Below are 24,804 nucleotides of genomic sequence, written 5' to 3' on the forward strand. Positions count from 1 at the left end.
GGTTCCAGCAAAGGTGTGGAAAAGTCCGTGCGACGATCTACCTCGAACAGTGGCAAATCGGTGCATGCGAATGTACGGCAGCGTAGTCAGAACAGCGTTGATAACACCGGGTCTTCTGGTAACGCTTCCAGGGGCGGGGCCGGGACCCTGGCCACGAGTTCCGGCCCGTCGTTCCGGACATCCCCGACACTCCTGCCGACCGGTCGAACCTCGATGGCCGCAAGCGTCTCCCCGGTCGGCGGGGCGAGGAGTTCGGCCGGATCGCCGTCGCCGGACAACCAGTCGGACCAGCGGTGCCGGGGCAGCACCAGCGGCATCCGGTCGTGCACCAGCGCCAACTCGCCGAGGGCCGCCATGGTGACCACGCTGCAACTGAGCAGCGGATCGCCGGCACCCCGCCACACCGACCAGAGACCGGCGAAGGCGAGCACGGTCCCGTCGCGCGGAGTCATGAAGTACGCCTGCTTGGCACCGTCCCGCCGGACCCACTCGTACCAGCCGTCGGCGGGGACGAGACAGCGACGCCGGGCGAACGACTGGGCGTACGCCCGGGTGGTGGCGACCGTCTCGGCCCTGGCGTTGATCATCCGGGCGGCACCCCGGGTGTCCTTCGCCCACGAGGGGAGCAATCCCCAACGGGCGACGGAGAGCACCGAACCGCCCACCTGCTCCGAGATCCGGACGATCGGCACCGGATCCGTGGGAGCCACGTTGTAGTCGGGCACCAACCGGTCACCGCTGTCGTCGTACGCCTCGAACAGCGCGCTCAGATCGGCCGCGCTGCGGGTCGTCGCGTACCTGCCGCACATGGGGCCCACGCTAGCGCCTCGCGGTCCGTTCGGCCGTCCCGCGAAGCGGGAGAGCCGGGCCGGTGGGGCGCCTGGTCCGGCCGACAGGGCAGACTGTAGCGGTGGCGAATCTGACGGCGACCCGGCCGCTCCAACCCTGGACCGCGCCGACCGCGACCGACCCGGTCGGTTCGACGCTGCGCCTGCCCGGGTCCAAGTCGTTGACGGCCAGGGCCCTGGTGGTCAGCGCGGTCTCCGACGGCACCTCGACGCTCAGCCATCCACTGCGCGCCCGGGACACCGAGTTGATGGCCGGCGGGCTGCGCGCGATGGGTGTCCACGCCTCCATTGTGGACGACGAGCGCTGGCTGATCCGGCCCCGTCCACTACAGGGCCCCGCCCACGTCGACGTCGGGCTCTCCGGCACCGTCATGCGGTTCGTGCCACCGCTGGCCGGGCTCGCCGAGGGACCGGTCACCTTCGACGGCGACCCGTACGCCCGGGTCCGCCCGCTCGGCCCACTGGTCGAGGCGCTCCGCTCGATCGGCCTGCGGATCGACGCGGCCGACGGCGGACGGCTGCCGCTGACCGTGCACGGCGCCGGGCAGGTGGCCGGCGGCGAGGTGGTCATCGACGCCTCGGCCTCCAGCCAGTTCGTCTCCGGGCTGCTGCTCGGCGCGGCACGGTTCGAACGCGGCATCGTGGTCCGGCACGAGGGGCCACCGGTCCCGTCCGCGCCGCATCTCCGGATGACCGTGCAGATGCTCAGGGCCGCCGGCGCCGCGGTCGACGACAGCACCCCGAACGTCTGGACGGTGGAGCCGGGCCGGCTCTCCGGACGCGGCTGGGACATCGAGCCGGACCTTTCCGGCGCGGTGCCGTTCTTCGCCGCCGCGCTGGTCACCGGCGGCGGGGTGACCCTGCTCGGCTGGCCACGCAGCAGCCTGCAACCGGTCGACACGCTTCGTACGCTGCTGCAACAGATGGGCGGCGAGGTGACGCTCGGCACCGAGGGACTGACCGTACGGGGCACCGGCGTGATCCACGGGCTGGACGCCGACCTCTCCGACGTCAGCGAGTTCACCCCGGTGCTCGCCGCGCTCGCCGTACTGGCCGACTCGCCGTCCCGGCTGCGCGGTGTGGCGCACATCCGCAATCACGAGACCGACCGCCTGGCCGCGCTGGCCAAGGAGCTCAACACGCTCGGTGCCGACGTCGCCGAGTCGGCCGACGGGCTGGAGATCCGTCCCCGGCCGCTGCGCGGTGGGGCCTTCGAGACCTACGACGACCACCGGATGGCCCACGCGGCGGCGGTGATCGGACTGGCCGTCCCGGGAATCGAACTGAGCGACGTGGCGTGTACCTCCAAGACCATGCCGGAGTTCCCGGCACTATGGTCAACGATGGTGACCGGCGGCGGACGCCAGTAGCCGGGACCGACGGCGTCCCGTCGCTGGCCGGTCACCGCGAGACGAGACGGGGGACGGACCTGGCGGGCAAGCGGCGGGAATACGACGAGGACGACGTACGGGTACGACCCGGTCGCGCGTCACGTCCGCGTACCCGCACCCGGCCCCGGCACGCCGACGCCGTCGACGGGTTCGTGATCGCCGTCGACCGCGGTCGCTACACCTGCGTGACCGAGGACGACCTGACGGTCGGCGCCGGCGCCAAGGGCGGGGTCGGGACGGTCACCGCGATGCGGGCCCGGGAACTGGGTCGCAAGTCGGTGGTGGTCGGCGACCGGGTCGCACTGGTCGGTGACACCTCCGGCGCGGACGGGGCGCTGGCCCGGATCGTCCGGATCGCGGAGCGGACCTCGGTGCTGCGGCGCACCGCCGACGACGACGAGACCACCGCCGAGGGCCGGCTGGAACGCGTCGTCGTCGCCAACGCCGACCAGCTCGTGATCGTCAGCTCGCTGGCGGATCCGCCACCGCGGACGGGCTTCATCGACCGCTGCCTGGTGGCCGCGTACGACGCGGACATCGAGCCGCTGCTCTGCCTCACCAAGGCCGACCTGGCACCGCCGGACGCCGTGCTCGGCTACTACACGGAACTGGACCTGCGACACGTGCTGATCGGGCCGTCGGTGGACCTCGGCGACGTGCGCCAACTGCTCAGCGAGCGGATCTCGGTTATGGTCGGCCACTCGGGGGTGGGCAAGTCGACCCTGGTCAACCGTCTCGTCCCGGCGGCGGCCAGGGCGGTCGGAACGGTCAGCGCGATCGGCCGGGGACGGCACACCTCGACCAGCGCCGTCGCGCTACGACTACCGCCGGTACCGGGCGGCGGCAAGCGGACCCATCCCGGCTGGATCGTCGACACGCCCGGGATCCGCAGCTTCGGACTCGCACACGTCTCGGCGGAGAGCCTGCTGCACGGGTTCCCGGACCTGGTCGAGGGGACCGTCGAGTGCCCACCCAACTGTGAGCACACCCCGGACGAGGCCGAGTGTGCCCTGGACGCCTGGGTGGCGGCGGGTAACGCCGATCCGCGCCGGCTGGCGTCGTACCGCCGGCTGCTGGCCTCCCGGGCCGGTGAGATCGAGTAACCGGCGGGGTCGCCCTACCCGGTCGGGTCGAGGGTCGACCGGGCCTATCCGGTCGGGTCGAGGTCGACCGGGCCGCCGCTGCGCCAGTAGACGCCGTCCTCCCGGGTCAGCAGCACCTCGTCGACCAGATAGCGCCGCAGCGCGGCGTAGTCGTCGTGCCAGGCCCGCAGCAGGGCGTTGACCTCCCGCTCCGGATAGCGCACGCCCGGTTCGAAGATCAGCACGATGTGCTCCAGCAGCAGTCGGCGCTTTCCCCGGGCGGCCGGCAACTGGACGACCCGGCCGTCCCGGACGAACGCCCGCAGCACCGCCGACCTGGCCCGGTCCGGATCCGATTCGGCGTCGGCCTCCGACGGCGTCGGCGGATGCGCCCGTACCGCCTCCTTGAAGACGTCGACCAGGGCGACCGTCCGGCCGGCCACGGTGCCGACCAGACCACCGGACTCCAGCCGGCGCAGCGCGGCCACGACCGTCCGGGCGGGCAACCCGGTCCGCTCCGCCACCTCCGCCGGCCCGCTCGCGCCGAGCACGACCGCGGCGAACGTGGTGAGCCGGTCGGGCTCGGCCAGCAGGCCGATCAGCATTTCGGGACTTACGTCGGAAACCGTCTCGGAGGCCATGGCGCGGGATGCTAACGCACCTCGCGGACCCGATCGAGTAGGTTTCCCGCCATGGCCCGGTACGCGGATGACCTGTCCCTGGCGCACATGCTCGCCGACACCGCCGACTCGATCTCGATGGCCCGGTTCCGGGCCCTCGACCTCCACGTGGAGTCCAAGCCGGACCTGACCCCGGTCACCGACGCGGACACCGCCGTGGAGCGCGCCATCCGGGCGACCCTGGCCCGGACCCGGCCCCGCGACGGGGTGCTCGGCGAGGAGTACGGCGCCTCCGCCGCGCCGGCCGGTGCCGGCTCCCGGCAGTGGGTGATCGACCCGATCGACGGGACCAAGAACTTCGTCCGTGGTGTACCGATCTGGGGCACGCTGATCTCCCTGATGGAGGGCGACACGCCGGTCGTGGGGCTCGTCTCCGCACCGGCCCTCGGCCGTCGCTGGTGGGCGGCCACCGGCCTCGGGGCGTACGCGGGCAAGCACCAGGCCGCGGCCAGCCCGATCAGAGTCTCCGGGGTGGGCCGGCTCGCCGACGCCAGCTTCTGCTACGCCTCCTTGAACGGCTGGGAGGAGAGCGGCCGGCTCGACCCGATGCTCGACATCCTCCGGACGGTCTGGCGGAGCCGGGCGTACGGCGACTTCTACGGCTACATGCTGGTCGCCGAGGGGGCGGTGGACGCGATGGCCGAACCGGAGCTGTCGCTGTGGGACCTGGCCGCGTTGATCCCGATCGTGACCGAGGCCGGTGGAACCTTCACCGACCTGGCCGGACGCCCGGGTCCCGGTGGCGGCAGCGCGGTGGCCAGCAACGGGAAACTGCACCAGGATCTCCTCGACCGGCTCGGCTAGCCGACCGAGCGGGGAGCCCGATCAGCCTCTATCCTCGCCAGGTGGTCTCCACCGGTTGGTGCTTCCTCGCGGCGATGATCGCCGCCTATGGCATTGCCAACCTGCTCCAGTCGGTGGCGGCGACCCGGACAACCCTGCACCACACGTTCGACCCGGGGCTGCTGCTGCGGCTGGCGGGGCACCGCACCTACCTGGTGGGGCTGGGCTGCCAGATGCTCGGTTTCGTCCTCGCCTTCCTGGCCCGCCGGGACCTGCCGCTGTTCCTGGTCCAGGCGAGCGTGGCAGCGGGGCTGGGCGTGACCGCCCTGCTCGGAGTGCTGGTGCTCAAGTGGCGGCTACCGGCCGCCGAGGTCCTGCTGCTGGTGCTGCTCCTCGTCGGGATCACCGCCCTGGTGCTCGCCGCCAAGCCGGCACCGTCCCGGCATCTCGGCACGGCCGGCACGGTCGGGCTGGTGGTCGCGCTCGGCGTGATCGGTGGGCTCGGTTTCTTCGCCGTACGCCTGCACGGGGCGCCGGGCTCGGTGGCGCTGGGCTCGCTCGCCGGGCTCGCGTTCTCGGCCGCGGCGGTGGCCGCCCGACCGCTGGCCTCGGTGCCCTCGATGGACGCGCTTCCGCGTGATCCCCTGCTCTACCTGCTGATCGCCCACTCGATCGTCGGCCAGTTGCTGCTCGGCCTCGCCATGCAACGCGGGTCCACCACCGCTGCCGTGGCCGCGATGGACGCCGCCGGGGCGGTACCGGCGGCGATCGTGGGCCTGCTGCTGCTCGGCGACCGGATCTGGCCCGGTCGGGAGTGGCTGGCCGGGGTCGGCTTCCTGGTCACCCTGACCGCGGTGCTCGGGCTGACCCGGTACGCCGAACCGCAGCACCAGCACACCCTGGTTCCGGGACAGCGCGGCCCGGAGCTGCCCGAGCTTTCCCGCCCGGGACCGGCGACACGTTCGGGGCGCCGCATGCTGCCGGACCGGCCGGCGCCCGGCGTACGGCGTTCCGCCCCGGTAGCCCCGGTTCCCCGACGCTAGTCGCAGCGGTTCCGTATCCGAACGGAACATCGGCGCGACCCTTCTGCCCTCCGGTCAACTCGGGGCGGGCTGGCGCCGACTCACCACCCGCTCGTAGAGGCGCTCCAGGGCGCTCGCCGTACGGTCCCAGGTGTAGCTGCACCGCACCCGGTCCACGGCCGCGTGCCCGTACGCGAACCGCTCCGCGTCGGCGGCGAGCAGCCGGCGGAGGGTCACCCCGAGGCCGCGTACGTCGCCCGGTGGCACGAGCCGGCCGGTCACCTCGTCGACCACGGTGTCCGCGATGCCGCCCAGGGAGTATCCGACCACCGGCACGCCACAGGCCATCGCCTCCAGGGGTACCCGGCCGGCGGCGGCGTACCGGGAGGTGCAGGCCACCACGTCGGCCGAGCGGTACCAGGCGGACATCTGGTCGTGCGGCACCGAACCCACCAGCCGGATCTGGTCGGCGACCCCGGTCTGTTCGGCGACCTCCCGCAGCCGGCGGGCCTCGGCGTGGTTGCCGAGGTTGCCGGCGGGCGGCCCGCCCGCGATGACCAGTTCGACGTCCCCGACCAGTCGCAACGCCCGGATCAGGTCCTCCTGTCCGTGCCCCGGGTTCAGGCCGCCGGCGGCCAGGATCCGGGGACGCCGGTCCCGGGGCATCGCCTCGCCCTCCGGAGCGAACAACTCGATGTCCACCCCGGCGGGCACCACGACCACGGAGGCCCGCTGCAACCCCATCCGGGTCAGTTCGTCGACCTCGTGGGTGGACTGGGCTACCGCCATGTCGACCGCCCGGGTCAACGCCAGTTCGAGCGGGATCCGCTGACCCGGCCCGTCGTAGTCCTCGCCGAGGTGCCGCAACTGTTCCGCGCCGAGCGAGTGGAAGGTCTGTACGACCGGGATGACCGTGTCCCGCACCGCGCTGGCCGCCGCCAGTCCGCCGATCCAGAAGTGCCCGTGCACCACCTCGGGCGCCCAGTCCGCCGTCCAACGGTCGGTCAGCCAGCGGCCGAGTTCGGGCACGTGGGGCACCAGTTCGCCGGTCGGCGTACGCCGTGACGGGCCCACCGGCACCCGTTCCACCCGATAACCCTCGATCTCGCTCGTCGGAGGCGAATCCGGGTCGTCCCGCCGCTCGTACACCCGTACGTCGTGCCCTCGCCCGGCCAGCTCCGCGGCCACCCGGGCCACGTGCTGATGCGTACCGGCATATCGGCCGCGGACCTCCTGCGGCGGGCCGGCGTGTGCGCAGACGAGGCCAACGCGCATGGGTCACCTCCAGCGGGGGTCACGAGCAAACGGCCATTCGATCAGAGGCTCCCATTAACCACGGCGGGCCGAGCGGAAACCTGGCAAACCGGTCCGGGCGCCCGGCACCACCGGTCCGGCCGCCCGTCATCGACAGCCCGCCCCGAGGATCCGACAGACCTCGCCGGGACCTGCGTCCCCGTTCCGGCCCTACCTAACCGGCCGCGTTCCCGACACCGGCCGCATTTCTGACCTGACCGTGTTTCCGACCCGACCGTGTTCGGACCCGACTTGGCCCGGTTACGGGTACGGCGGCAGCGGGTAGTGATCAGTCATGCGTGATGACGAGTTTCCGACGCCCGTGTCCGACCCTGAGGCGGAGGGTCTGCCCGACATCGCCGACGACGACTCGACGGCCGGGGACGACGTCGCCACCGGCCGGGAGGCGGACGGTCCGGACCCGGCGCCGCTTCCCGGCGACCACCCGCTGGCCATCGACCATTTCGGCAACACCGCCGAGGAGCAGTTGGACGGCGAGTCGCTGGACTACAAGATCGCGCGGGAACAGCGCGAACGCCCGGTCGACGATCCCCTCACCGGCGCGGTCGACCCCGCGATCGCCGGTGAGGCGGACAGCGACGAGGCCGCCGCCGAGGCACAGCTCGACGCCGACGTGATGGATCCCGGACCGACCTCCGATCCGCGCTCGCCGGTCTCGATCTACGACCACGGCATCCTGGGTGACGCCCCCGGTGGCGGGCCGGTCGGCCGGCTGGTGGAGCCGGACCAGGGCGCCCGCGAAGACGACGAGACCGACTCCATCGCGTTCGACGCCGGGGCTGCCGGCGGCGGGGCCAGCGCCGAAGAACTGGCCGTCAACGAGACCCAACCCCCGCCGTGACCCGAGATGAGCGGCGTCGGCGGCCGGGGCCGGCGGTTTAGTCGTCGAGGCCCTGTTCGATGGCGTAGCGGGTTAGTTCCACCCGGTTGTGCAACTGCAACTTGCCGAGCGTGTTCTGGACGTGGTTCTGCACGGTCCGGTGGGACAGTCCCAGCCGGGCGGCGATCTGTTTGTAGGACGCCCCCTTGGCGACCATGCGGAGCACCTCGGTCTCCCGGTCGGTGAGCCGCGGCAGGTCGTCGCCCGGCGGCTCGGGCGCGACGGCGAGCCGCCGGTACTCGCCCAGCACCAGACCGGCCAGGCCCGGTGTGAAGACGGCGTCACCGGCGGCGGCGCGCCGTACCGCGTCCAGGAACTCCGTCGGCCCGGCCGACTTGACCAGATAGCCGGTGGCCCCCGCCTTCACCGCGTCGAGCACGCTCTGCTGCTCGCCGCTGGCCGAGAGCATCAGCACCCGTACCCCGGGCAGCTCCGCCAGCAGGCCGTGGATCACCTCGACGCCGGAGATGTCCGGCAGTTGGAGGTCCAGTACGACGACGTCGGGGCGGGTCGCCTGGGCCACCCGGATGGCCTGCCGGCCCTCACCACTGGTGGCCACGACGAGATAGCCGGCCTCGGTCAGGTCCCGGGCCACCCCTTCTCTCCACATCGGATGGTCGTCGACCACCATCACCCGGATCACGCTCTCGTCGCTCATCCGGCCGAGCCTAACTTCGGTGACGACCCCGGGACAGCCGACGGTCGGTCACGACGGTCGGCCACGACGGTCCGGAGTGGGCCGCGACGTCCGGACGATCCTCAGTCGACCGGGCCGGCGCTGTCGTCGGGTGCGGCACGACTGCGTGGCACCCGCAGTTCCACCTCGGTGCCCTCCCCCGGCATCGAGCTGATCCGTACCGTGCCGCCGAGCTCGGATATCCGCCCCTTGATCGACTGGACCACGCCCAACCTTCCCTGGCCGACGGCCTCGCCGAGCCGGCCCGGCGGGATGCCCGGCCCGTCGTCCCGGACCGAGACGGTCACCTCCGCGACGTCGTCCTCGACCAGGACCCAGCCCCGTCCGCCGCCGTGCCGCGCCACGTTGTCCAGCGCCGCACCCACCGCCGCGGCGACCTCCCCGGCGACGCCGGCCGGCAACACCACCGGGGTCGCCGGTGCCGCGATCGACACGACCGGCGACGCGTACCCGCCGAGCAGCGACCGCAGGTCGACCTCCTTCCGGTCCAGCTCGACGGGCGCCGCGGTCGCGATCAGCGAACGCAGCGCGGCCTCCTGCTCGCCGGCCAGCCGAGCCAGCTCGCCGGCCTCGCCGTCGAGCTGGGCGCCCCGACGCTGCACCAGGGCGAGCACCTGGAGAACGGAGTCGTGGATGCCCCGGGCCAGCCGCTCCCGTTCCCGGGTCGCCGCCTCCAGCTCGACGGCCTGCTGCAACCGCTCCTCGGCGATCACCGCCAACCGGACCACGTGCCCGACCGCGATACCGGCGAGCAGCATCAGCGCCGCACCCGTCAGCGAGGACTGGCCCACCCCCTCCCGTGCGGCCTCCCGCGCGGTCAGGTCCGTGGCGCCGAGAATCAGCGCCGCCACCACGCCGCGCCTCCGCCCGCCGGACACCGCCCAGGCCAGCACCGGACCGGCCAGCCAGGCGACACTGAGCGGCGGCACGCCGGTGCTCAGCACCGCCGAACCGACCACCCGGGGAGCGGCCACGATCACCGCGAGCGTCACCGCCAGATCGGCCAGCAGCAGCGGCCAGCGGCGCAAGGACGGGTCGGCGTACGCGTAACCGCTGACCACGGTCCAGCTGGTCATCGCCAACAGCACCACGCCGCCGCCGACCGGATGGGCGTAGTCGCTCAGGTTCCGGACGGCCAGCACGGTGACGTACGCCAGGGCGGCGAACCGGTAGACGGCGATGGCCCGCCACAGCGGCGCCTGGAGGCTGCCGGGCGGATCGCGGCGGCGCCCGCCCCGCCCGTCGGTCGACCACTGCGGCACGCACCGACCATCCCACAGCTACCGCTCTCCGGACGACCCCGCGCCGCTCGCCGGTCCGCCGACCGTGCCGCCGGGGGTGGCTCGGATGCGCACCTACATACCCTGACGTAGGGTGGGAAAGCCACGAAAGGACTCGACAACCAGCGGGCGGGGCGGGCCATGAGCGACGTAGATCCCCTCGCACCCGCCACTGTCGTGCCCAACGGATCGCCCCCGCTGCTCGCCGAGAGCTTCGATCATGGCCAGGTCACCGCGATCCGGCACACCGTCGCCTCCCATGCCGAGGCGTCCGGGCTCACCGGCACCCGGCTGGACGACTTCGTGCTGGCCGTCAACGAACTGATCACCAACGCCGTCCGACACGGCGGTGGACGGGGCTGGCTGCGCCTGTGGCGTAGCGGCGGAACCCTGTACTGCCTGGTCTCCGACACCGGCGCCGGCATCGGCCCCGACCGGCTCGACGACCGGCGGCGCCCCGCGCCGGAGATCGCCGGCGGCTGGGGGCTGTGGCTGGCCCGCGAACTCAGCGACGAGATGCTGGTGCGCAGCGGCCCCGAGGGCACGACGGTACGGATCAGCGCCAGCCTCGACGGACCAGAACCCGACCAGCTCGCCGGGTGACGTGGGCCACGACGCCGGGTACGGTGCTGCGAATGACCGATCAGTACGTCGCCGCGATCGATCAGGGCACCACCTCCTCCCGGTGCATCGTCTTCGACGCCGCCGGCCAGATCGTCTCGGTCGCCCAGCGGGAACACCGGCAGATCTATCCGCGACCCGGCTGGGTGGAGCACGACGCCGAGGAGATCTGGGCCGCCGTCGAGCAGGTCGTCCGGGAGGCGCTGGCCAAGGCCTCGATCGGCGCCGACGGGTTGGTCGCGATCGGCATCACCAACCAGCGGGAGACCACGGTGGTGTGGGACCGGGCCACCGGCCGGCCCGTGCACCACGCCATCGTCTGGCAGGACACCCGGACCGGCCCGCTGCTGCGCCGCCTCGAATCGGAGTACGGCGAGCAGCGCTTCCGTGAGCGGACCGGGCTGCCGCTGGCCACGTACTTCGCCGGGCCGAAACTGCGCTGGCTGCTGGAGAACGTGGACGGTCTACGCGACCGCGCCGAACGCGGCGAGGTCCTGTTCGGGACGATGGACAGCTGGCTGATCTGGAAGCTGACCGGGCGGCACCTCACCGACGTGACCAACGCCAGCCGGACCCTGCTGATGAACCTGCACACCCTCGACTGGGATCCGGAACTCCTCGACGCGCTGGGCGTCCCGGCCGCGATGCTGCCGGAGATCCGCTCGTCCGCCGAGGTCTACGGCACGGCCGGCCGCGCGCTGGACGGTGCGCTGGACGAAGTGCCGGTGGCCAGTGCGCTCGGCGACCAGCAGGCGGCGCTGTTCGGCCAGACCTGCTTCCAGCCCGGCGAGGCCAAGTGCACCTACGGCACCGGCAGCTTCCTGCTGCTCAACACCGGGGAGAGTCCGGTGTCGTCGAGCCACGGACTGCTGACCACGGTCGGCTACCGGATCGGTGACCGGCCGGCGACGTACGCCCTGGAGGGGGCGATCGCGGTCACCGGGTCGCTGGTCCAGTGGCTACGGGACAACCTCGGCCTGATCTCCAGCGCCCCGGAGGTGGAGGACCTGGCCCGTACCGTCGAGGACAACGGCGGCTGCTACGTCGTACCGGCCTTCTCCGGGCTGTTCGCGCCGCACTGGCGCAGCGACGCCCGTGGGGTGATCGCCGGCCTCACCGGGTACGTCACCAAGGGGCACCTGGCCCGGGCCGTGCTGGAGGCCACCGCCTGGCAGACCCGGGAGGTGGTCGACGCGATGAACGCCGACTCGGAGGTGGCCCTGCGCCGGCTCCGGGTGGACGGCGGCATGGTCGCGAACGGCCTGCTCATGCAGTTTCTCGCCGACGTACTGGACGTGCCGGTGGTGCGCCCGCAGATCAGCGAGACCACCTGTCTCGGCGCCGCGTACGCGGCCGGCCTCGCGGTCGGCTTCTGGCCGGACCTGGCGACGCTGCGGGCGCAGTGGCGCCAGGACGCGCAGTGGCAGCCGGCGATGGAACCCGCACACCGGGACCGGGAGCTGCGCAACTGGCGCAAGGCCGTCGACCGCACCCTCGGCTGGGTCGAGGACGAGGACTGATCCGGCCTACGCCGCGTCGTGCAGGACCAGACCGAGGGTGCGCCGCAGCCCCGACCGGATGGTGGACACGCCGTGGCGTACCGGTGACGCCGACCAGCCCCGCGTCGACCGTACGGGCCGGTCACGGGTGGTGAAGACCAGTCCGTGGCCCTGCGGCAGCATCGTCACCGTGCCCCGGGACTGGGCCCGGGGACGCTGCTCGACGAGCAGGAACTCGCCGCCGGTGTAGTCCAGGCCCGGCCGGTCCAGGCCGATCACCACCTGCATCGGGAACACCAGGTCGCCGTAGAGATCGCGATGCAGGGCGTTCCAGTCTCCGTCGCGGTAGCGCAGCAGGATCGGGGTGGACTTGCGCTGGCCGGCGGCGTGGCACATGTCCAGCCACTCGTCGAGGCTGTCCGGCCACGGGGCGGGCTGACCGAGCCGGGCGGCCCAGTCGCGGGCGACCGGCAGCAGCCTCGGATAGAACGCCGCCCGCAGTTCGGCGACCAGGTCCGGATACGGCCGGTCGAAGTACCGGTACTGGCCGGAGCCGAACCGGAAGCGGGCCATGTCGACCGTGGACCTGAACCGCTCCACCTCGTCGTAGAGCCCGGCGATACCCGCGCACTCGTCCGGGCTGAGCAGCTGCGGGGTCACCGCACAGCCGACCGCGTCGAGCTGGGCGGTGATGTCGTTCCAGTCGGCGGTCGCCAACCGGTCCCGGCGGTCGAACGGAGTCGACGTACTCGAAATCATGATTGTCTTCTCTCGCCGGGCGCGCCGCCGGCCCGACCGAATGGCCGGATCGGACGACGCGCGGTCGGATCCGCCTGCCCCGTGCGGTGTCGTCGTCGGACGAGCTGCGGTTGTCAGACGAGCTGCGGTTGCAGCGCGCCCTCCAGGGTCAGCAGTTGCCGCTTGCGCTCCACGCCACCGGCATAGCCGGTCAGCGCACCGCTCGCGCCGACGACCCGGTGACAGGGCCGCACGATCAGCAGCGGGTTGGCCCCGATCGCGGCGCCGACCGCCCGGATCCGGTCCCGGGGTACGCCGAGCCGAGCCGCCAGCTCGCCGTAGCTGACCGTGGTCCCGTACGGAATCGTGTCGAGCGCCACCCACACGCGCCGCTGGAACGCGGTACCCCGCACGGTGTGCCGGAGGTCGAACTCACGGCGCCCGCCGTCGAAGTACTCGGCCAGTTGCCGGACGACGTCGGTGAAGGCCGACGGATCGGAACGCCAGTCGGGCCGCGCCGCCGGGCCGACGGCATCCGCGAAGGAAACCGTCGCGAGCGTCGCCTGTGCACCTCCTGCGGCCGACGCGTCGCCGACCAGCAACAGCGAGCCGAACGGGCTGTCCATCGTCGTGTACGCGATCATCGAACTCGACTCCTCGGGTTGGTGTCTCTACCCGATTCAACAACCGCGCGAGCTCGAATCCTGGCGGTTTTCGGACGTCACGCTGCCGGGTGCGGGCGGCCGGGCACACGCGCACGGGCGACCGGACACCGCTCCCCGAGTACGGAGAGCCCGCGCCCGGCCGCCCACGACCGGCTCGACGTCGACCGGCTCGACGTCGAGCTACGACGCTCAGTCGACGACCGGAGGTGCCGTCCTCGCCGCTTCGGCCAGCGCCGCCGCCGCGCTGGCGTACGGGTTGTAGCTGTACGTCCGGGACGGGCTGCCCGGGATCGTGAAGTACTCGGCGGAGAGCTTCGCCGGGTCGGTGGCGATCTCGCCGCGACCGGGCAGGTCGTCGGCGTCGTCCCAGCCCCAGGGCGCGTTCGCGGAGTTGGTCGAGCAGTCGAAGGTGCCCACGCCGCAGTCCCCGGTGTCGTCACCGGCGAAGGTGCCGAGGTTCGCGAACAGGTTCGCGTTCGCCCGCTGTGCCCAGAGGCCACCGGAGGCGAAGACGTCGACGAGTGCGTAGCGCACGTCGCGGTCGTTGCCGTCGCTCGGTGTCTCCGCCACGGTCGACGGGTAGTACACGAGGCCGTCGCCGTTGATGTTGTACTGCGGGTACGCCTTCAACCCGTGCCCCTGCGCCTCCTGCGCGGTCACCGGATGCAGGAACGAGTCGTGTGGCGACGCCTGGAGTTGCAGGGTGCCGTCGATGTTCTCCCGGCCTCCTGACCAGGTGCTGCCAGCCGGCGCGTACGAGTAGAAGTTGCTGTGCGCCACGCTGACGGCGGAGCGCAGCACCCCGTACGTCGAGCCGTCCCGCTCGATCGCGAACAGCACGCCCTCGCCGTCGTTCTCGTGCTCGGTCTCGAAGAACGGGTGGTCCGTCCAGTCCCGGGGGTGGAAGAACAGGTACGTGATGTACCAGTGCGTGCTGGTCTCCAGCACCGAGTAGTAGGCGTGCGCGGCGAACGAGGCGCCGGCCTGGCCGGCCCGGTCCCAGTTGTTGCGCCCGTTGAGGTCGCCGTCGAAGTCGACCTTCGTGATGTAGTCGGACCGACCGCCGAGCGCGTGGCTCCCGGTCGCGTCGACGTCCTGGTAGTGGATGGGTGCCCAGCGCAGTGCCAGTTCCGCCCGGCTGACCGCCGCGCTCGCCGGTACGGGCGCCGCGAGTCCCACCGCCACCAGCGCCGCCGTCAGTACCGCCGCCGCCAGGGATCTCCCGGCGTTCCTGCTTCTGTCGAGCATGTGTGCTCCCACGTTCCGGTATGGATAGACCGTGGGGAATCTATGTGATCCACGGCAGCCGGCGCGTGTCCGTCGAGCGAAGCACACATTGATGGTGGCCGACGGGTTGGTCACCGGGAGGCTCGGAGCCTCGCCTTCGGTCTAGCCATGCCTACCCATCCATGAGAGCCTGGTCTTTCTCTGAGTCATCACGCGACTACCGAAAGTCTCTGGCGGCTGGAGGTACACGTTGACGCAACTCGACTTGTTCGGACCGGACCCTGACGGACCTGCTCCCAACCAGCCGGGGATCGACCTGTCCGCCTCAGACTTCTCATCACCGTGAAGGCTGCTCCTAACCCATCAGACAAGTACGGCGAAACTGTCTGCGTTGCTGCCCTCAGGATCGACCCCCACCCCCACAGGCTGGGTACGGCTCTACCCGATCAACTACCGCGACCTCGCCACCGACGACCACTTCGCCAAGTACGACATTGTCTCGGTGGACGCCAAGCCAGCCCGGCAGGATCAACGGCGCGAGAGCTGGAAGCCGATCATCGACACCATGGTCCGTGAGGCCCACCTACCACCATGGCAGAAGCGGCGCCAGCTACTGGATCCCCACATCGAAGACTCCATGTGTCGGCTTAACCGGCAGGTCCGAGACCAGCCGAACGCCCCATCGCTTGCGCTCATCAGACCAGCCCGGATAGACGATCTCGTCGTAACTCCCGGCAGACCCTGGTCCCCCAGCGAACAGCGCAAGATTGACACGTATGTCAACCAATTTGACCTACTAAACGACCGAAAGCGTACTCCGCTAGAAGCGCCCCGGTTCAAAGCCACCTACCACTACCGCTGCGACGATCCGCAATGCAAGGGACACCAGCAAGGCGTCCTCGACTGGGAACTCGTCGGTGTTCCAGCGCAGACTACGTAGCCACACTGACGAGGAACTACGGCAGGCCATCACCGACAAGTTCCTACACGAGGTGTGCGCCTCGACCCGCGACACCGCCTTCTATGTGGGGAACCAGGCGAAACGAGTCAACGTGTTCAGCGTTCTCGGCGTCTTCTGGCCCCCGAAGCGCTAAGCAACCGGTTCTGAGCCGCCTGCAACACCACGTCCCGGTGGCAGTGCCGCTGATCCGCCTCGAAACACAACACGGCCACGCGCTCGCGTTGACCCGCCTCAACGACTGCATCCAGCGCATCGGCCGCGGCCGGTTCCCGCAGCATCTCGGCAAACCGCGCACGGGCAGCCGCTAGTTCCTCAGGCGCCCCGGTGAACCCCGAGCGGTTAGTCTTTGGATTTCCCAGCTCTCGCCGGTGCTCGTAGCTGATGCCGACGTCGGCCAGCGCCCGCGTCAGCGCTGACTTGCTGAACCCTGGCTTGCGCGAGATCGGCGTCAACCTGACATCAACCAGCCGGGAGACGCCCGCCGCGAGCAGACCCGCTACGAAGTTGTCGATGGGCTGGCCTTCGTAGCCCACGCCGACCAGGCCAGGCTCCACGGTCGTCACGGCTGTCATCGCGTCAGCTTCCCACATCCTGGTTGGCGCTGGCTGCGGTCAGGCGGACTCGCCGTGCTCAAGCTCGCGCTGGCGGTACTCAACGAGCGCCGAGTCGGCCACATCGCAGATCCCCGATCAGACTGGACCATGACGGTCCGGGAAGCTCGGGCACGACCGGGAAGACGCCGGACTGAAGCTCTACCGGGACGGTGACTGGAACTGCGACCTGGCGAGCCTCTATGAGGCAACGCTGCTGATCGCCGAGGAATGCGGAGTCGCGGTGACGCTGGTCGAGCACCACGCCGACCTCTGCTACTGGACCGCCCGCATTCGGGAATCCGTACGGCAGAGCGATCGCCACCAAGCAGATTTTGCCTAGAATCCCGACTTTGCTACCACAGCAAAATGCACCCTCTACGTAGTCCACGCAGCCGACCCGCGCCTTGTCGCCGCGCTGCGCCTGGATGCGGAGGCGGCCGCCGACCGTATCCACGAAGACCGCACCGGCAGAGCGGCCACGTGACCGTCCGCGAATCCCTCGACGCCTCCGCGATCCTCGCCTCTGCTCCGTAGACGAATTGAGCCGAAGCGCTCTCACTCGACGCGGCGGGTGCCGCCCCCCGTTCGGGGACGGCACCCGCGTGCTGGCCTGCACCCACCGGTTCAGGTGTGGCAGAGGATGCCCAGGTCGTCGACCCAGGTTCCCAACTGCGTACCGTTGCTGTTCCCGATCAGCGAGACCCGGACCAGGACGTCCGTCGGGCCGTGGTTCCACTGCGTGGAGACGAAGGTGTACGGAGCACTTCCGCTCAGCACCACCGTCTTCAACGCGACGTACCTGAAACTCTTCGGCTCGATGATCTCGAAGTTGATCTGCTGGGTGGCCAGGACCGGGTTGACCCAGATCCCGGCCGTGCAACTGGTCGTCGGCGGCAACTGCACCCGCCGGCCGACCGACGAGAAGCCGGCGCTGCGCATGGAGATGAATCCGTCGCGTACCCCGGTGTGGGTCTGGAGCGAACTGAGGCCGCCGGTCCCGTTCCCGACGTGACTGAAGCTCCAGTTCGCCGCCTGGGTGCCCTCGAAGCCGTCCCGGACGGTGATGATCGCGGCGCTGGCCGGTGACGCGGTTCCGGCGAGCAGGGCGGCGGTCAGTCCGAGCAGGACCGCCACCGCCCCCGCCCGACGGACCGGCCGACCGGCGCTCCGCCGCGCCGTCCCCGGAACCGGGCCGATCGGCGACCGGACGAGAAGCTTGCGGACCGACGCCGGAACGTAGTGGAACAACATGCTGATCACCTCGTGTTTTCCCTGGTGGGACGCCTTGTCGCAGCCCACTGACCAGATGTCTAGTCGCCGACTCGTTGTCCGGCTTCGGGGCCGCGACCCGGACAATCAACTCCGGACGAATCGACGTACGGACGGTGTGCGGTGCCGCGACCAGAGGGCGAACTGGGGCCGGGGACTCCGGCGGTACTGGAGTTCGCCGCCGGACTGCGGCTGCTCCGGGAGAAGGCCGGTCATCCGGGTTACCGGGAGCTGGCCCGGCGGGCCCACTTCTCCGCGACGACGTTGTCCGAGGCCGCCGGTGGCCGGCGACTGCCGACCCTGGCGGTCACCCTGGCGTACGTGGCCGCCTGCGGCGGGGACGCGACGGAGTGGGAGGAGCGCTGGCGGCGGATCGCCCGGGAGGAGTTGCCCGGCACCGGCACCCCCGGCGCCCTCGGCCGGGACGACGACGCGCCGTACCAGGGGCTGCTGGCGTACGGGCCGGAGCGGGCCGACTGGTTCTTCGGCCGCGAGGACGTGGTCGACGACCTGCGGCGGAGACTGGCGGACCGCCGGTTCGTGGCACTGTTCGGTGCCTCCGGCAGCGGTAAGTCCTCGGTGCTGCGGGCCGGACTGGTGCCCTCGATCACGACCCGTCCGGAACAGCCTCCGGTGCTGGTGCTGACCCCGGGCCCCGACCCGGTCGGCGAGTTGGCGGTGCACCTCGCCCGACTGCTCCGGGTACCGGCCGGGGCACTCCGGGCCGACCTCGGCACCGACCCGTCCCGGCTGCACCTCGCGGTACGCCAACTGCTCGCCGAGACCGGAGGGGGCGTACGCGGGACCGGACACTCCGCTCCCGAGGCGGACCTGTGGCTGGTGGTGGACCAGTTCGAGGAGATCTTCACGCTCTGCCGCGACCCGGCGGCGCGGGCCGGGTTCGTCACGGCGCTGCTGGCCGCGGCGACCGCACCCGACAGCCGGCTGCGGGTGGTGCTCGGGGTCCGGGCCGACTTCTACGGCCGCTGCGTCGAACTGCCGGAACTGGTGGCGGCGTTGACCGACGCCCAGGTGCTGGTCGGCCCGATGACCGCCGCGCAGGTCCGGGACGCCGTCGTCCGGCCGGCCGAGCGGGCCGGGGCGATGGTCGAGGGCGCGCTGGTCTCCACCATCGTCGCGCAGGTGGCCGATCGGGCGGGGGCGCTTCCGGTCGCCTCGCACGTGCTGCTCGAAGCGTGGCGGCGGCGCCGGGGCAACGCGGTGACGCTGGCCGGCTACCAGGCGGCCGGTGGCGTGGACGGAGCGGTCGCGCAGACCGCCGAGCGGGTCTGGCAGGAGTTCGATCCCGACCGGCAGCGGGCGGCCCGGCACGTACTGCTCCGGATGGTGGAGATCGGCACCGACCCGAACGGGTCGGGTGTCCCGCACCGGGTGGACCGGACCGAGCTGCCGACGGCCCGCCGGGTGGACCGGACCGAGTTGGACGAGACGGACTCGCTGACCGCAGGAGTGCTGGAACGGCTGGCCGAGGCCCGGCTGGTCACCCTGGACGACCGCTCGGTCCGGCTGGCCCACGAGGCCCTGCTCGACGCGTGGCCCCGACTGCGCCGCTGGCTGGAGGAGGACCTCGACGGCGTACGGGTGCACCGGCAGTTGACCCAGGCCGCGGCGGTGTGGCGGTCACTGGGCCACGATCCCGGCGGGCTGTACCGGGGGTTGGTGCTGTCCCGGGCCCAGGCGTGGGCGGACGCGCATCCGGCCGGTTTGACCGGTCCGGAGCGGGAGTTCCTCGACGCCAGCCGGCTCGCCGACGACCAGCGGGCGACCGTACGCCGACGCCGCCGACGGCTGCTCGGCGCGGCCCTGGCCGTGGTGGTCGCGGTGGTGGCCGTCCTGGCGTCGGTGGCGGTCGTACAGGCCGGACAGGCACGCGGCCAGCGGGACCTGGCGGTACGCCGTCAACTGGTGGCGGCCGCGCGGGCCCAGATGCCCCGGGATCCGCAGTTGGCGTTCCTGCTGGCCCGGCGGGCGTTCGAGGTACGCCCCGACGCCGAGGCCGAGACGGTGCTCCGGCAGGCGACCCTGAACTGGCGCGGCGTGTCGACCCGACAGGTCTTCGACACCCGGTTGAAGAACGCGGCGTTGACCCCCGACGGCCGGTACGTCGTCGCCGCGCAGCCGGAGGGCACGGTGTGGCGGTGGGACGCCACCAACCCCGCCCGGCCACCCGTACCGCTGCCGGATCCGGGCCGGGACATGCACGCGCTGGCGATCAGCGGGGACGGCCGGTGGGTGGCCAGCGGCCACCACCATCCCGACGTACGGCTCTGGGACGGCACCGAGCCGACCCGGGCACCGGTACTGCTGCCGGGACATCGCGGCCCGGTCCTGGACCTGCGGTTCAGCCCGGACGGTCGCCAACTGGCCACCGGGGACGGGGACGGGGCGATCCGGATCTGGACGCTCTCCGGGACACCTCGGGCCCGGGTCCTGCCGCACGGCGGGCGCGGTGGGACGTACTCGCTGGCCTGGTCACCGGATGGGCGCCGGTTGGTGGCCGCCACGCTGTCCGCCCCGGCCCGGGTCTGGGACGTCACCGACCCGGCCCGGCCCCCGGTCGAACTGCCCGAGTCCACGGGCAGCGCCGACGGGCTGTTGTTCAGCCCGGACAGCCGGCAGGTGGCCGGGGTGGACAACGTCGTCGGGGAGGGCAGCACACTGCGGCTCTGGAACGTCGACGGGGACCGGCCGGTGGTGCTCGGCCGGCTCCGGGGCGTACTTCCGGCGGTGTTCAGCCCGGACGGGCGCCGGCTGGTCACCAAGAACAGCTACGGCGTGATCGCGTTCTGGGACACCACCGGGACCACCGAGCCGCTGCCGCTGCGCGGGCATGCCGGCGCGGTGTGCGCGATCACGCTGGCTCCGGACGGCCGCCTGGTCAGCGTCGGCGCGGACGGCACCGTCCGGTCCTGGGACGTCGGCGGTGGCTACCACCCGGTGATCACCCACCCGCACGACGGCCTCGTGCACGCCGCCCGGTTCAGCCCGGACGGACGGCACCTGGCCAGCGCCGGCATCTACGACGGTACCGTCCGGATCTGGCCCGTACCGGCCGATGCCCCGCTCGACCGGGACGGTTCCGACACGCCCGTCGACCGGGACGGTTCCGACACGCCCGTCGACCGGGGCGGCGCCGCCGCGCCCGTGGTGCTTTCCGGGCACGCCGGGATGACGATGGACGTCGCCTTCGCCCCGGACGGGGCCCGGCTGGCCAGCCTCGACGCGGCCGGAACCATACGGGTCTGGGACTGGCCCGGCGGTCGACGGCTCGCCTCGTTCGAGGCCGGTCCGGCGAGCCGGATCGCGTTCGGTCCGGACGGCCGTCGACTGTTGACCAGCGGCAGCGGCGGTATCCGGCTCTGGGAGCAGGTCGACGGCGCCCGACCTGTTCCGGTGGAACTGGCCCCGACCGGCTCCGGTGCGGCGTTCAGTCCCGACGGCGCTCGACTGGCGACCGGCGCCGAGGACGGCACCGTACGGGTCCGGGCCGTCGGCGGTGACACCGTGGCGACGCTGTCCGGTGGAACCGAGCCGGTGAGTTCGGTGTCGTTCAGCCCGGACGGCAGGTCGGTCGCCGGACTCGGCCGGGACGGCACCATCCGGATCTGGCCGGCCGAGGGTGGAGCCGCGACGGTCGTGCTGGCCTCGGCCGGTCAGGGCACCGCCACCACCCGGCTCGCGTACACGCCCGACGGGCGGCACCTGGCGATCCTCGGTGGCGAGGAACTCACCGGGATCCAACTGTGGGCCGTCGACGGCGCCACCGAACCGGTGACCCTGCGTACGCTCGGCCCCGGGCCGCTGGGCTTCGGCTTCGCTCCGGACGGGGAGCGGATCGTCACCGTGCACTCCGACGGCTCGGTACGGATCTGGACCTGCGACGTCTGCGGCCCGGTCGACCGGCTCCTCGCCGCCGCCGGGGCTCGGGCCAGCCGCCCGTTCACCGCCGACGAGCGCCACACCTTCCTGCTGGACTCGCTTAGTCGTTGACAGTTCGCCGGCCCGTCACGATGTCGTGGCCTGCACGGTGGGGACCTCCGCGACCGTGAGCCCATGCGGATCGCGATCGTCACGGAATCGTTCCCGCCGGACGTCAACGGGGTGGCCCATTCGGTCGTCCGGGTGGCCGAGCACCTGGTACGGCGGGGTCATCAGCCGATGGTGATCGCCCCGCAGCCGTCGTCCGGGGCGCGGGACGCCACCGCGGCGCTGCCGTACCCGGTGGTCCGGCTGCCGTCGGTGCCGATGCCCGGCTATCCACAGCTCCGGATCGGCCTGCCCGGTCGGGAACTGACGGCGGCGCTGCGTGCCCACGGCACCGACGTGGTGCATCTGGCCAGCCCGTTCGTGCTCGGTGCCCGGGGTGTGGCGGCGGCCCGGTCGATGGGTCTGCCGTCGGTCGCCGTCTACCAGACCGACATCGCGGCGTACGCCCGCGCGTACCGGGTCAGGATGACCGAGGCGACGGCCTGGCGCTGGCTGCGCTGGGTGCACAACTCGGCGGCCCGCACCCTGGCCCCGTCCACCGCGACCGCGACCGCGCTGCACGAGCACGGCATCGAGCGGGTGTGGCTGTGGCAGCGCGGCGTCGACAGTGTCCGGTTCCATCCCGATCACCGCAGTGCGGCGCTGCGCCGGGCGTTCGCCCCGGACGGTGAGGTCCTGGTCGGCTACGTGGGCCGGTTGGCGGTGGAGAAGCGGGTGGATCTGCTCGCCGGGGCCAGCGGACTGCCCGGGGTACGGGTGGTGGTGGTCGGGGACGGACCGGCCGCCGTACCACTGCGGCGCTGCCTGCCCGACGCGCTGTTCCTCGGTCCCCGGCACGGCCGGCAGCTGGCCCGGATCTACGCCAGCCTCGACGTGTTCGCCCACACCGGCCCGTACGAGACGTTCGGCCAGGCCGTGCAGGAGGCGATGGCCAGCGGGCTACCGGTGGTGGCACCCGCTGCGGGCGGTCCCCTGGACCTGGTCGAACCCGGGCGCACGGGTCACCTGGTACCGCCCGACGACGGCCCCGGCTTCACCGAGGCGATCGCCGGGCTCGCCGCCGACCCCGACCGCCGGACGGCGTACGGCCGGGCGGGTCTGGCCGCCGTCGGAGGGCGGACCTGGACGGCGATCGGCGACGAGCTGATCGGGCACTACACGGCGGTGCTCGCCGACGCCCGGACGACCGGTCTCCCCCGCCCCGGCCGGCTGTTCCGGCCCCGGCAGGCTGCCGCCTGAATGAACGAGCGAAGCGAGGACGTGGCGTGAGGATCGTCCGACTGGCCAACTTCGTCACCGAGAGCTCCGGCGGGCTGCGTACCGCCCTGCGCGAGCTCGGCACGGGCTACGCCGCCGCCGGGCACGAGCCGGTGCTGGTGGTGCCCGGACGGCGCGACGGCGACGAGGAGACCGGACAGGGCCGGATCATCACGGTGGCCAGCCCGGCCGTTCCCGGGATGGGTGGCTACCGGGTGATCCTCGACCGGCCCCGGCTGGCCCGGCTGCTCCGCGAGCTGCGCCCGGACCGGCTGGAGATCTCCGACCGGACGACCCTGCGCTGGACCGGGGCCTGGGCCCGGCGGTGCGGCATCCGTACCGTGATGGTCTCGCACGAGAGTCTCGACGGGCTGCTCCGACTGCTTCCCGGTGGCCACCGCGGGCTGGCCGACCGGCTCAACGCCAGGACCGCCGAGGCGCACGACCAACTCGTCTGCACCACCTCCTGGGCGGCGGCGGAGTTCCACCGGATCGGCGCCCGGAACGTGGTCCAGGTGCCACTCGGCGTCGACCTCGAACACTTCCGCCCGGACCGGTACGACCCACGGCTGCGCGCGGAACACGCCGGAGAGGACGAACTGCTCCTGCTGCACTGCGGTCGGCTGTCGCCGGAGAAGCGCCCCGAGCGTTCCCTGGCAGCGCTGGCCGAGCTGCGTGCCCGCGGCGTACCCGCCGTCCTGGTCGTGGTCGGCGACGGGCCGCGCCGGGTCGGACTGGAGACCATGGCGGCCCGCCGTGGCGACCCGGTCCGGTTCCTCCGGTACGTCGGCGATCGCGACCGGCTCGCGGGCCTGCTCGCCAGCGCGGACGTGGTACTCGCGCCCGGACCCGTGGAGACGTTCGGCCTGGCGGCGCTGGAGGCGCTGGCCAGCGGTACGCCGGTGGTGGCGAGCGCGGAGAGCGCGCTGCCGGAGGTGCTCGGCGTGGGCGGGCTGGCCGCGTCCGGCGAGGGCCCGGCGTACGCCGACGCCGTCCTGGAGTTGGCGGGTCGCCCTGCCGAGCTGCGCCGGACGGCAGCCCGGCGGCAGGCCGAACGTTATCCGTGGTCCGCGTCGGTGGTCGGCTTCCTCGCCGCGCACGACCTGGCAGCGGACGTTCCGGTTGCTACCAGCGGCGGCCGGTGAGCCGTTCGTAGACGTCGACGTAGAGGGTCCGGGTCGCGTCGACGATCTCCTGCGGCATCTCGGGGGGCGGTCCGGTCTTGTCCCAGCCGGTGCCGACCGCCCAGTCCCGGACGAACTGCTTGCTCAGCGACGTCTGGCTGCGTCCGGGCTGGTACGAGTCGGCCGGCCAGAAGCGCGACGAGTCGGAGGTGAGCACCTCGTCGCCGAGGACCATCGTGCCGTCCTTCGCCCAGCCCAGTTCCAGCTTGGTGTCGGCGACCAGGATTCCCCGGTCGGCGGCCAGCTCGGCGCCGCGCCGGTAGACGTTGAGGGTGATCTCGCGGAGCTGCTCGGCGGTCTCGGTCCCGACCGTGGCGACCACGTCGGCGAAGGTGATCGCCTCGTCGTGTTCGCCCTGGGACGCCTTGGTGGTCGGCGTGAAGATCGGCTCGGGCAGGATCGACGCCTCCGTCAGCCCGCTCGGCAGCGGTACGCCGCAGACGGAACCGGTCTTCTCGTACTCCTTGATGCCGGAACCGGTCAGATAGCCCCGCGCGATGCACTCGACCGGGATCATCTCCAGCCGACGGACCCGGATCGCCCGCCCGGCGAACTCGGCCGGTACGTCGGTGGCCGAGATCACGTGGTGGGGCACCAGGTCGGCGAGTTGTTCGAACCACCACAGCGACAACGCGGTGAGCAGTTTGCCCTTGTCCGGAATCGGGGTCGGCAGCGCCACGTCGTAGACCGACACCCGGTCCGAGGCGACCAGGATCAGGTCGTCACCGTCGGCGTACACGTCCCTGACCTTGCCTGAATGCAGCAGTTTCACGCGCCCAAGTACATCACGCCGCCCGGCCGGCGC

General features: G+C 72.2%; 22 protein-coding genes. 11 read left to right on the top strand and 11 right to left on the bottom strand.

Annotation, left to right across the window (positions count from 1 at the left end):
- Positions 1-86 precede the first annotated feature (86 nt).
- Positions 87-809 carry an SOS response-associated peptidase gene (locus ACFP2T_RS01040; RefSeq protein WP_377416263.1) on the bottom strand — a complete coding sequence of 241 codons (723 nt, stop codon included), beginning with the start codon at positions 807-809 and terminating at the stop codon, positions 87-89.
- Between the two features lie 101 nt (positions 810-910).
- Here ACFP2T_RS01040 and aroA point away from each other — a divergent pair, with 101 nt between their 5' ends.
- Together aroA and rsgA are read left to right on the top strand one after the other, a co-directional pair.
- Positions 911-2,218 (top strand): 3-phosphoshikimate 1-carboxyvinyltransferase, encoded by a 1,308-nt coding sequence (aroA, locus tag ACFP2T_RS01045; RefSeq protein ID WP_377416265.1) that lies wholly within the window; start codon positions 911-913, stop codon positions 2,216-2,218.
- A 59-nt stretch (positions 2,219-2,277) separates the two neighbouring features.
- On the top strand, positions 2,278-3,342 hold the full coding sequence (gene rsgA, locus ACFP2T_RS01050; RefSeq protein ID WP_377417814.1) for a ribosome small subunit-dependent GTPase A: 1,065 nt from the start codon (positions 2,278-2,280) through the stop codon (positions 3,340-3,342).
- 44 nt (positions 3,343-3,386) lie between these two features.
- On the opposite strand, the gene ACFP2T_RS01055 is transcribed toward rsgA, so the two are convergent.
- Complete coding sequence (locus ACFP2T_RS01055) at positions 3,387-3,962, bottom strand: DUF2087 domain-containing protein (RefSeq protein ID WP_377416267.1); 576 nt, start codon at positions 3,960-3,962, stop codon at positions 3,387-3,389.
- A gap of 51 nt (positions 3,963-4,013) precedes the next feature.
- Between ACFP2T_RS01055 and hisN the strand changes: the two genes are divergently transcribed.
- Complete coding sequence (hisN, locus tag ACFP2T_RS01060; RefSeq protein WP_377416269.1) at positions 4,014-4,805, top strand: histidinol-phosphatase; 792 nt, start codon at positions 4,014-4,016, stop codon at positions 4,803-4,805.
- A gap of 74 nt (positions 4,806-4,879) precedes the next feature.
- On the top strand, positions 4,880-5,827 hold the full coding sequence (locus ACFP2T_RS01065) for a hypothetical protein (protein ID WP_377417816.1): 948 nt from the start codon (positions 4,880-4,882) through the stop codon (positions 5,825-5,827).
- Positions 5,828-5,881: 54 nt separating this feature from the next.
- Here ACFP2T_RS01065 and ACFP2T_RS01070 read toward each other — a convergent pair whose 3' ends face one another.
- A complete protein-coding gene (locus tag ACFP2T_RS01070; RefSeq protein WP_377416271.1) occupies positions 5,882-7,081 on the bottom strand; it encodes a glycosyltransferase in 1,200 nt (399 codons plus the stop codon).
- A gap of 313 nt (positions 7,082-7,394) precedes the next feature.
- On the opposite strand from ACFP2T_RS01070, the gene ACFP2T_RS01075 reads away from it, so the two are divergent.
- A complete protein-coding gene (locus tag ACFP2T_RS01075) occupies positions 7,395-7,961 on the top strand; it encodes a DUF5709 domain-containing protein (protein WP_377416273.1) in 567 nt (188 codons plus the stop codon).
- A 37-nt stretch (positions 7,962-7,998) separates the two neighbouring features.
- On the opposite strand, the gene ACFP2T_RS01080 is transcribed toward ACFP2T_RS01075, so the two are convergent.
- Together ACFP2T_RS01080 and macS are read right to left on the bottom strand one after the other, a co-directional pair.
- Positions 7,999-8,658, bottom strand: coding sequence for a response regulator (locus tag ACFP2T_RS01080; RefSeq protein WP_377416275.1), 660 nt, complete (start codon positions 8,656-8,658; stop codon positions 7,999-8,001).
- Between the two features lie 101 nt (positions 8,659-8,759).
- The gene (gene macS / locus ACFP2T_RS01085; RefSeq protein WP_377416277.1) at positions 8,760-9,959 is read right to left on the bottom strand and encodes a MacS family sensor histidine kinase; all 1,200 of its coding nucleotides are present in this window, start codon (positions 9,957-9,959) and stop codon (positions 8,760-8,762) included.
- 159 nt (positions 9,960-10,118) lie between these two features.
- On the opposite strand from macS, the gene ACFP2T_RS01090 reads away from it, so the two are divergent.
- Complete coding sequence (locus tag ACFP2T_RS01090; protein WP_377416279.1) at positions 10,119-10,580, top strand: ATP-binding protein; 462 nt, start codon at positions 10,119-10,121, stop codon at positions 10,578-10,580.
- A 32-nt stretch (positions 10,581-10,612) separates the two neighbouring features.
- Positions 10,613-12,118, top strand: coding sequence for a glycerol kinase GlpK (gene glpK, locus ACFP2T_RS01095; RefSeq protein WP_377416281.1), 1,506 nt, complete (start codon positions 10,613-10,615; stop codon positions 12,116-12,118).
- Between the two features lie 6 nt (positions 12,119-12,124).
- Here glpK and ACFP2T_RS01100 read toward each other — a convergent pair whose 3' ends face one another.
- The 3 genes from ACFP2T_RS01100 to ACFP2T_RS01110 form a co-directional block, all read right to left on the bottom strand.
- Positions 12,125-12,856: a 2OG-Fe(II) oxygenase gene (locus tag ACFP2T_RS01100; protein ID WP_377416283.1), complete on the bottom strand. Its 732-nt coding sequence runs from the start codon at positions 12,854-12,856 to the stop codon at positions 12,125-12,127.
- Between the two features lie 113 nt (positions 12,857-12,969).
- Entirely contained in the window at positions 12,970-13,479 is a 510-nt protein-coding gene (locus tag ACFP2T_RS01105) for a methylated-DNA--[protein]-cysteine S-methyltransferase (protein WP_377416285.1), read from the bottom strand.
- A 210-nt stretch (positions 13,480-13,689) separates the two neighbouring features.
- Positions 13,690-14,748 (bottom strand): hypothetical protein, encoded by a 1,059-nt coding sequence (locus ACFP2T_RS01110; protein ID WP_377416287.1) that lies wholly within the window; start codon positions 14,746-14,748, stop codon positions 13,690-13,692.
- Between the two features lie 370 nt (positions 14,749-15,118).
- On the opposite strand from ACFP2T_RS01110, the gene ACFP2T_RS01115 reads away from it, so the two are divergent.
- Positions 15,119-15,667 (top strand): hypothetical protein, encoded by a 549-nt coding sequence (locus tag ACFP2T_RS01115; RefSeq protein ID WP_377416289.1) that lies wholly within the window; start codon positions 15,119-15,121, stop codon positions 15,665-15,667.
- A gap of 116 nt (positions 15,668-15,783) precedes the next feature.
- Here the strand turns inward: ACFP2T_RS01115 and ACFP2T_RS01120 are convergent, their stop codons facing one another.
- Complete coding sequence (locus ACFP2T_RS01120) at positions 15,784-16,260, bottom strand: DUF488 domain-containing protein (RefSeq protein WP_377416291.1); 477 nt, start codon at positions 16,258-16,260, stop codon at positions 15,784-15,786.
- 645 nt (positions 16,261-16,905) lie between these two features.
- Positions 16,906-17,532 (bottom strand): hypothetical protein, encoded by a 627-nt coding sequence (locus ACFP2T_RS01125; RefSeq protein ID WP_377416293.1) that lies wholly within the window; start codon positions 17,530-17,532, stop codon positions 16,906-16,908.
- Positions 17,533-17,673: 141 nt separating this feature from the next.
- Between ACFP2T_RS01125 and ACFP2T_RS01130 the strand changes: the two genes are divergently transcribed.
- The 3 genes from ACFP2T_RS01130 (at position 17,674) to ACFP2T_RS01140 (ending at position 23,960) form a co-directional block, all read left to right on the top strand.
- Positions 17,674-21,561, top strand: a complete 3,888-nt coding sequence (locus ACFP2T_RS01130) for an nSTAND1 domain-containing NTPase (protein ID WP_377416295.1) — start codon at positions 17,674-17,676, stop codon at positions 21,559-21,561.
- Between the two features lie 63 nt (positions 21,562-21,624).
- On the top strand, positions 21,625-22,797 hold the full coding sequence (locus ACFP2T_RS01135) for a glycosyltransferase family 4 protein (RefSeq protein ID WP_377416297.1): 1,173 nt from the start codon (positions 21,625-21,627) through the stop codon (positions 22,795-22,797).
- Positions 22,798-22,823: 26 nt separating this feature from the next.
- The gene (locus ACFP2T_RS01140; protein WP_377416299.1) at positions 22,824-23,960 is read left to right on the top strand and encodes a glycosyltransferase; all 1,137 of its coding nucleotides are present in this window, start codon (positions 22,824-22,826) and stop codon (positions 23,958-23,960) included.
- Here the strand turns inward: ACFP2T_RS01140 and ACFP2T_RS01145 are convergent.
- On the bottom strand, positions 23,941-24,771 hold the full coding sequence (locus tag ACFP2T_RS01145) for a phosphoribosylaminoimidazolesuccinocarboxamide synthase (RefSeq protein WP_377416301.1): 831 nt from the start codon (positions 24,769-24,771) through the stop codon (positions 23,941-23,943). The genes ACFP2T_RS01140 and ACFP2T_RS01145 overlap by 20 nt on opposite strands.
- Between the last annotated feature and the right edge of the window lie 33 nt (positions 24,772-24,804).

This window comes from Plantactinospora solaniradicis, assembly GCF_042658085.1.
GTDB classification, from domain to species: Bacteria; Actinomycetota; Actinomycetes; order Mycobacteriales; family Micromonosporaceae; genus Plantactinospora; species Plantactinospora solaniradicis.

Coding starts and splice junctions, on each gene's coding strand:
- ACFP2T_RS01040 (WP_377416263.1), bottom strand. CDS start 809: ATGTGCGGCAGGTACGCGACGACCCGCAGCGCGGCCGATCTGAGCGCG.
- ACFP2T_RS01055 (WP_377416267.1), bottom strand. CDS start 3,962: ATGGCCTCCGAGACGGTTTCCGACGTAAGTCCCGAAATGCTGATCGGC.
- hisN (WP_377416269.1), top strand. CDS start 4,014: ATGGCCCGGTACGCGGATGACCTGTCCCTGGCGCACATGCTCGCCGAC.
- ACFP2T_RS01065 (WP_377417816.1), top strand. CDS start 4,880: ATGATCGCCGCCTATGGCATTGCCAACCTGCTCCAGTCGGTGGCGGCG.
- ACFP2T_RS01070 (WP_377416271.1), bottom strand. CDS start 7,081: ATGCGCGTTGGCCTCGTCTGCGCACACGCCGGCCCGCCGCAGGAGGTC.
- ACFP2T_RS01075 (WP_377416273.1), top strand. CDS start 7,395: ATGCGTGATGACGAGTTTCCGACGCCCGTGTCCGACCCTGAGGCGGAG.
- ACFP2T_RS01080 (WP_377416275.1), bottom strand. CDS start 8,658: ATGAGCGACGAGAGCGTGATCCGGGTGATGGTGGTCGACGACCATCCG.
- ACFP2T_RS01090 (WP_377416279.1), top strand. CDS start 10,119: ATGAGCGACGTAGATCCCCTCGCACCCGCCACTGTCGTGCCCAACGGA.
- glpK (WP_377416281.1), top strand. CDS start 10,613: ATGACCGATCAGTACGTCGCCGCGATCGATCAGGGCACCACCTCCTCC.
- ACFP2T_RS01100 (WP_377416283.1), bottom strand. CDS start 12,856: ATGATTTCGAGTACGTCGACTCCGTTCGACCGCCGGGACCGGTTGGCG.
- ACFP2T_RS01105 (WP_377416285.1), bottom strand. CDS start 13,479: ATGATCGCGTACACGACGATGGACAGCCCGTTCGGCTCGCTGTTGCTG.
- ACFP2T_RS01110 (WP_377416287.1), bottom strand. CDS start 14,748: ATGCTCGACAGAAGCAGGAACGCCGGGAGATCCCTGGCGGCGGCGGTA.
- ACFP2T_RS01120 (WP_377416291.1), bottom strand. CDS start 16,260: ATGACAGCCGTGACGACCGTGGAGCCTGGCCTGGTCGGCGTGGGCTAC.
- ACFP2T_RS01125 (WP_377416293.1), bottom strand. CDS start 17,532: ATGTTGTTCCACTACGTTCCGGCGTCGGTCCGCAAGCTTCTCGTCCGG.
- ACFP2T_RS01135 (WP_377416297.1), top strand. CDS start 21,625: ATGCGGATCGCGATCGTCACGGAATCGTTCCCGCCGGACGTCAACGGG.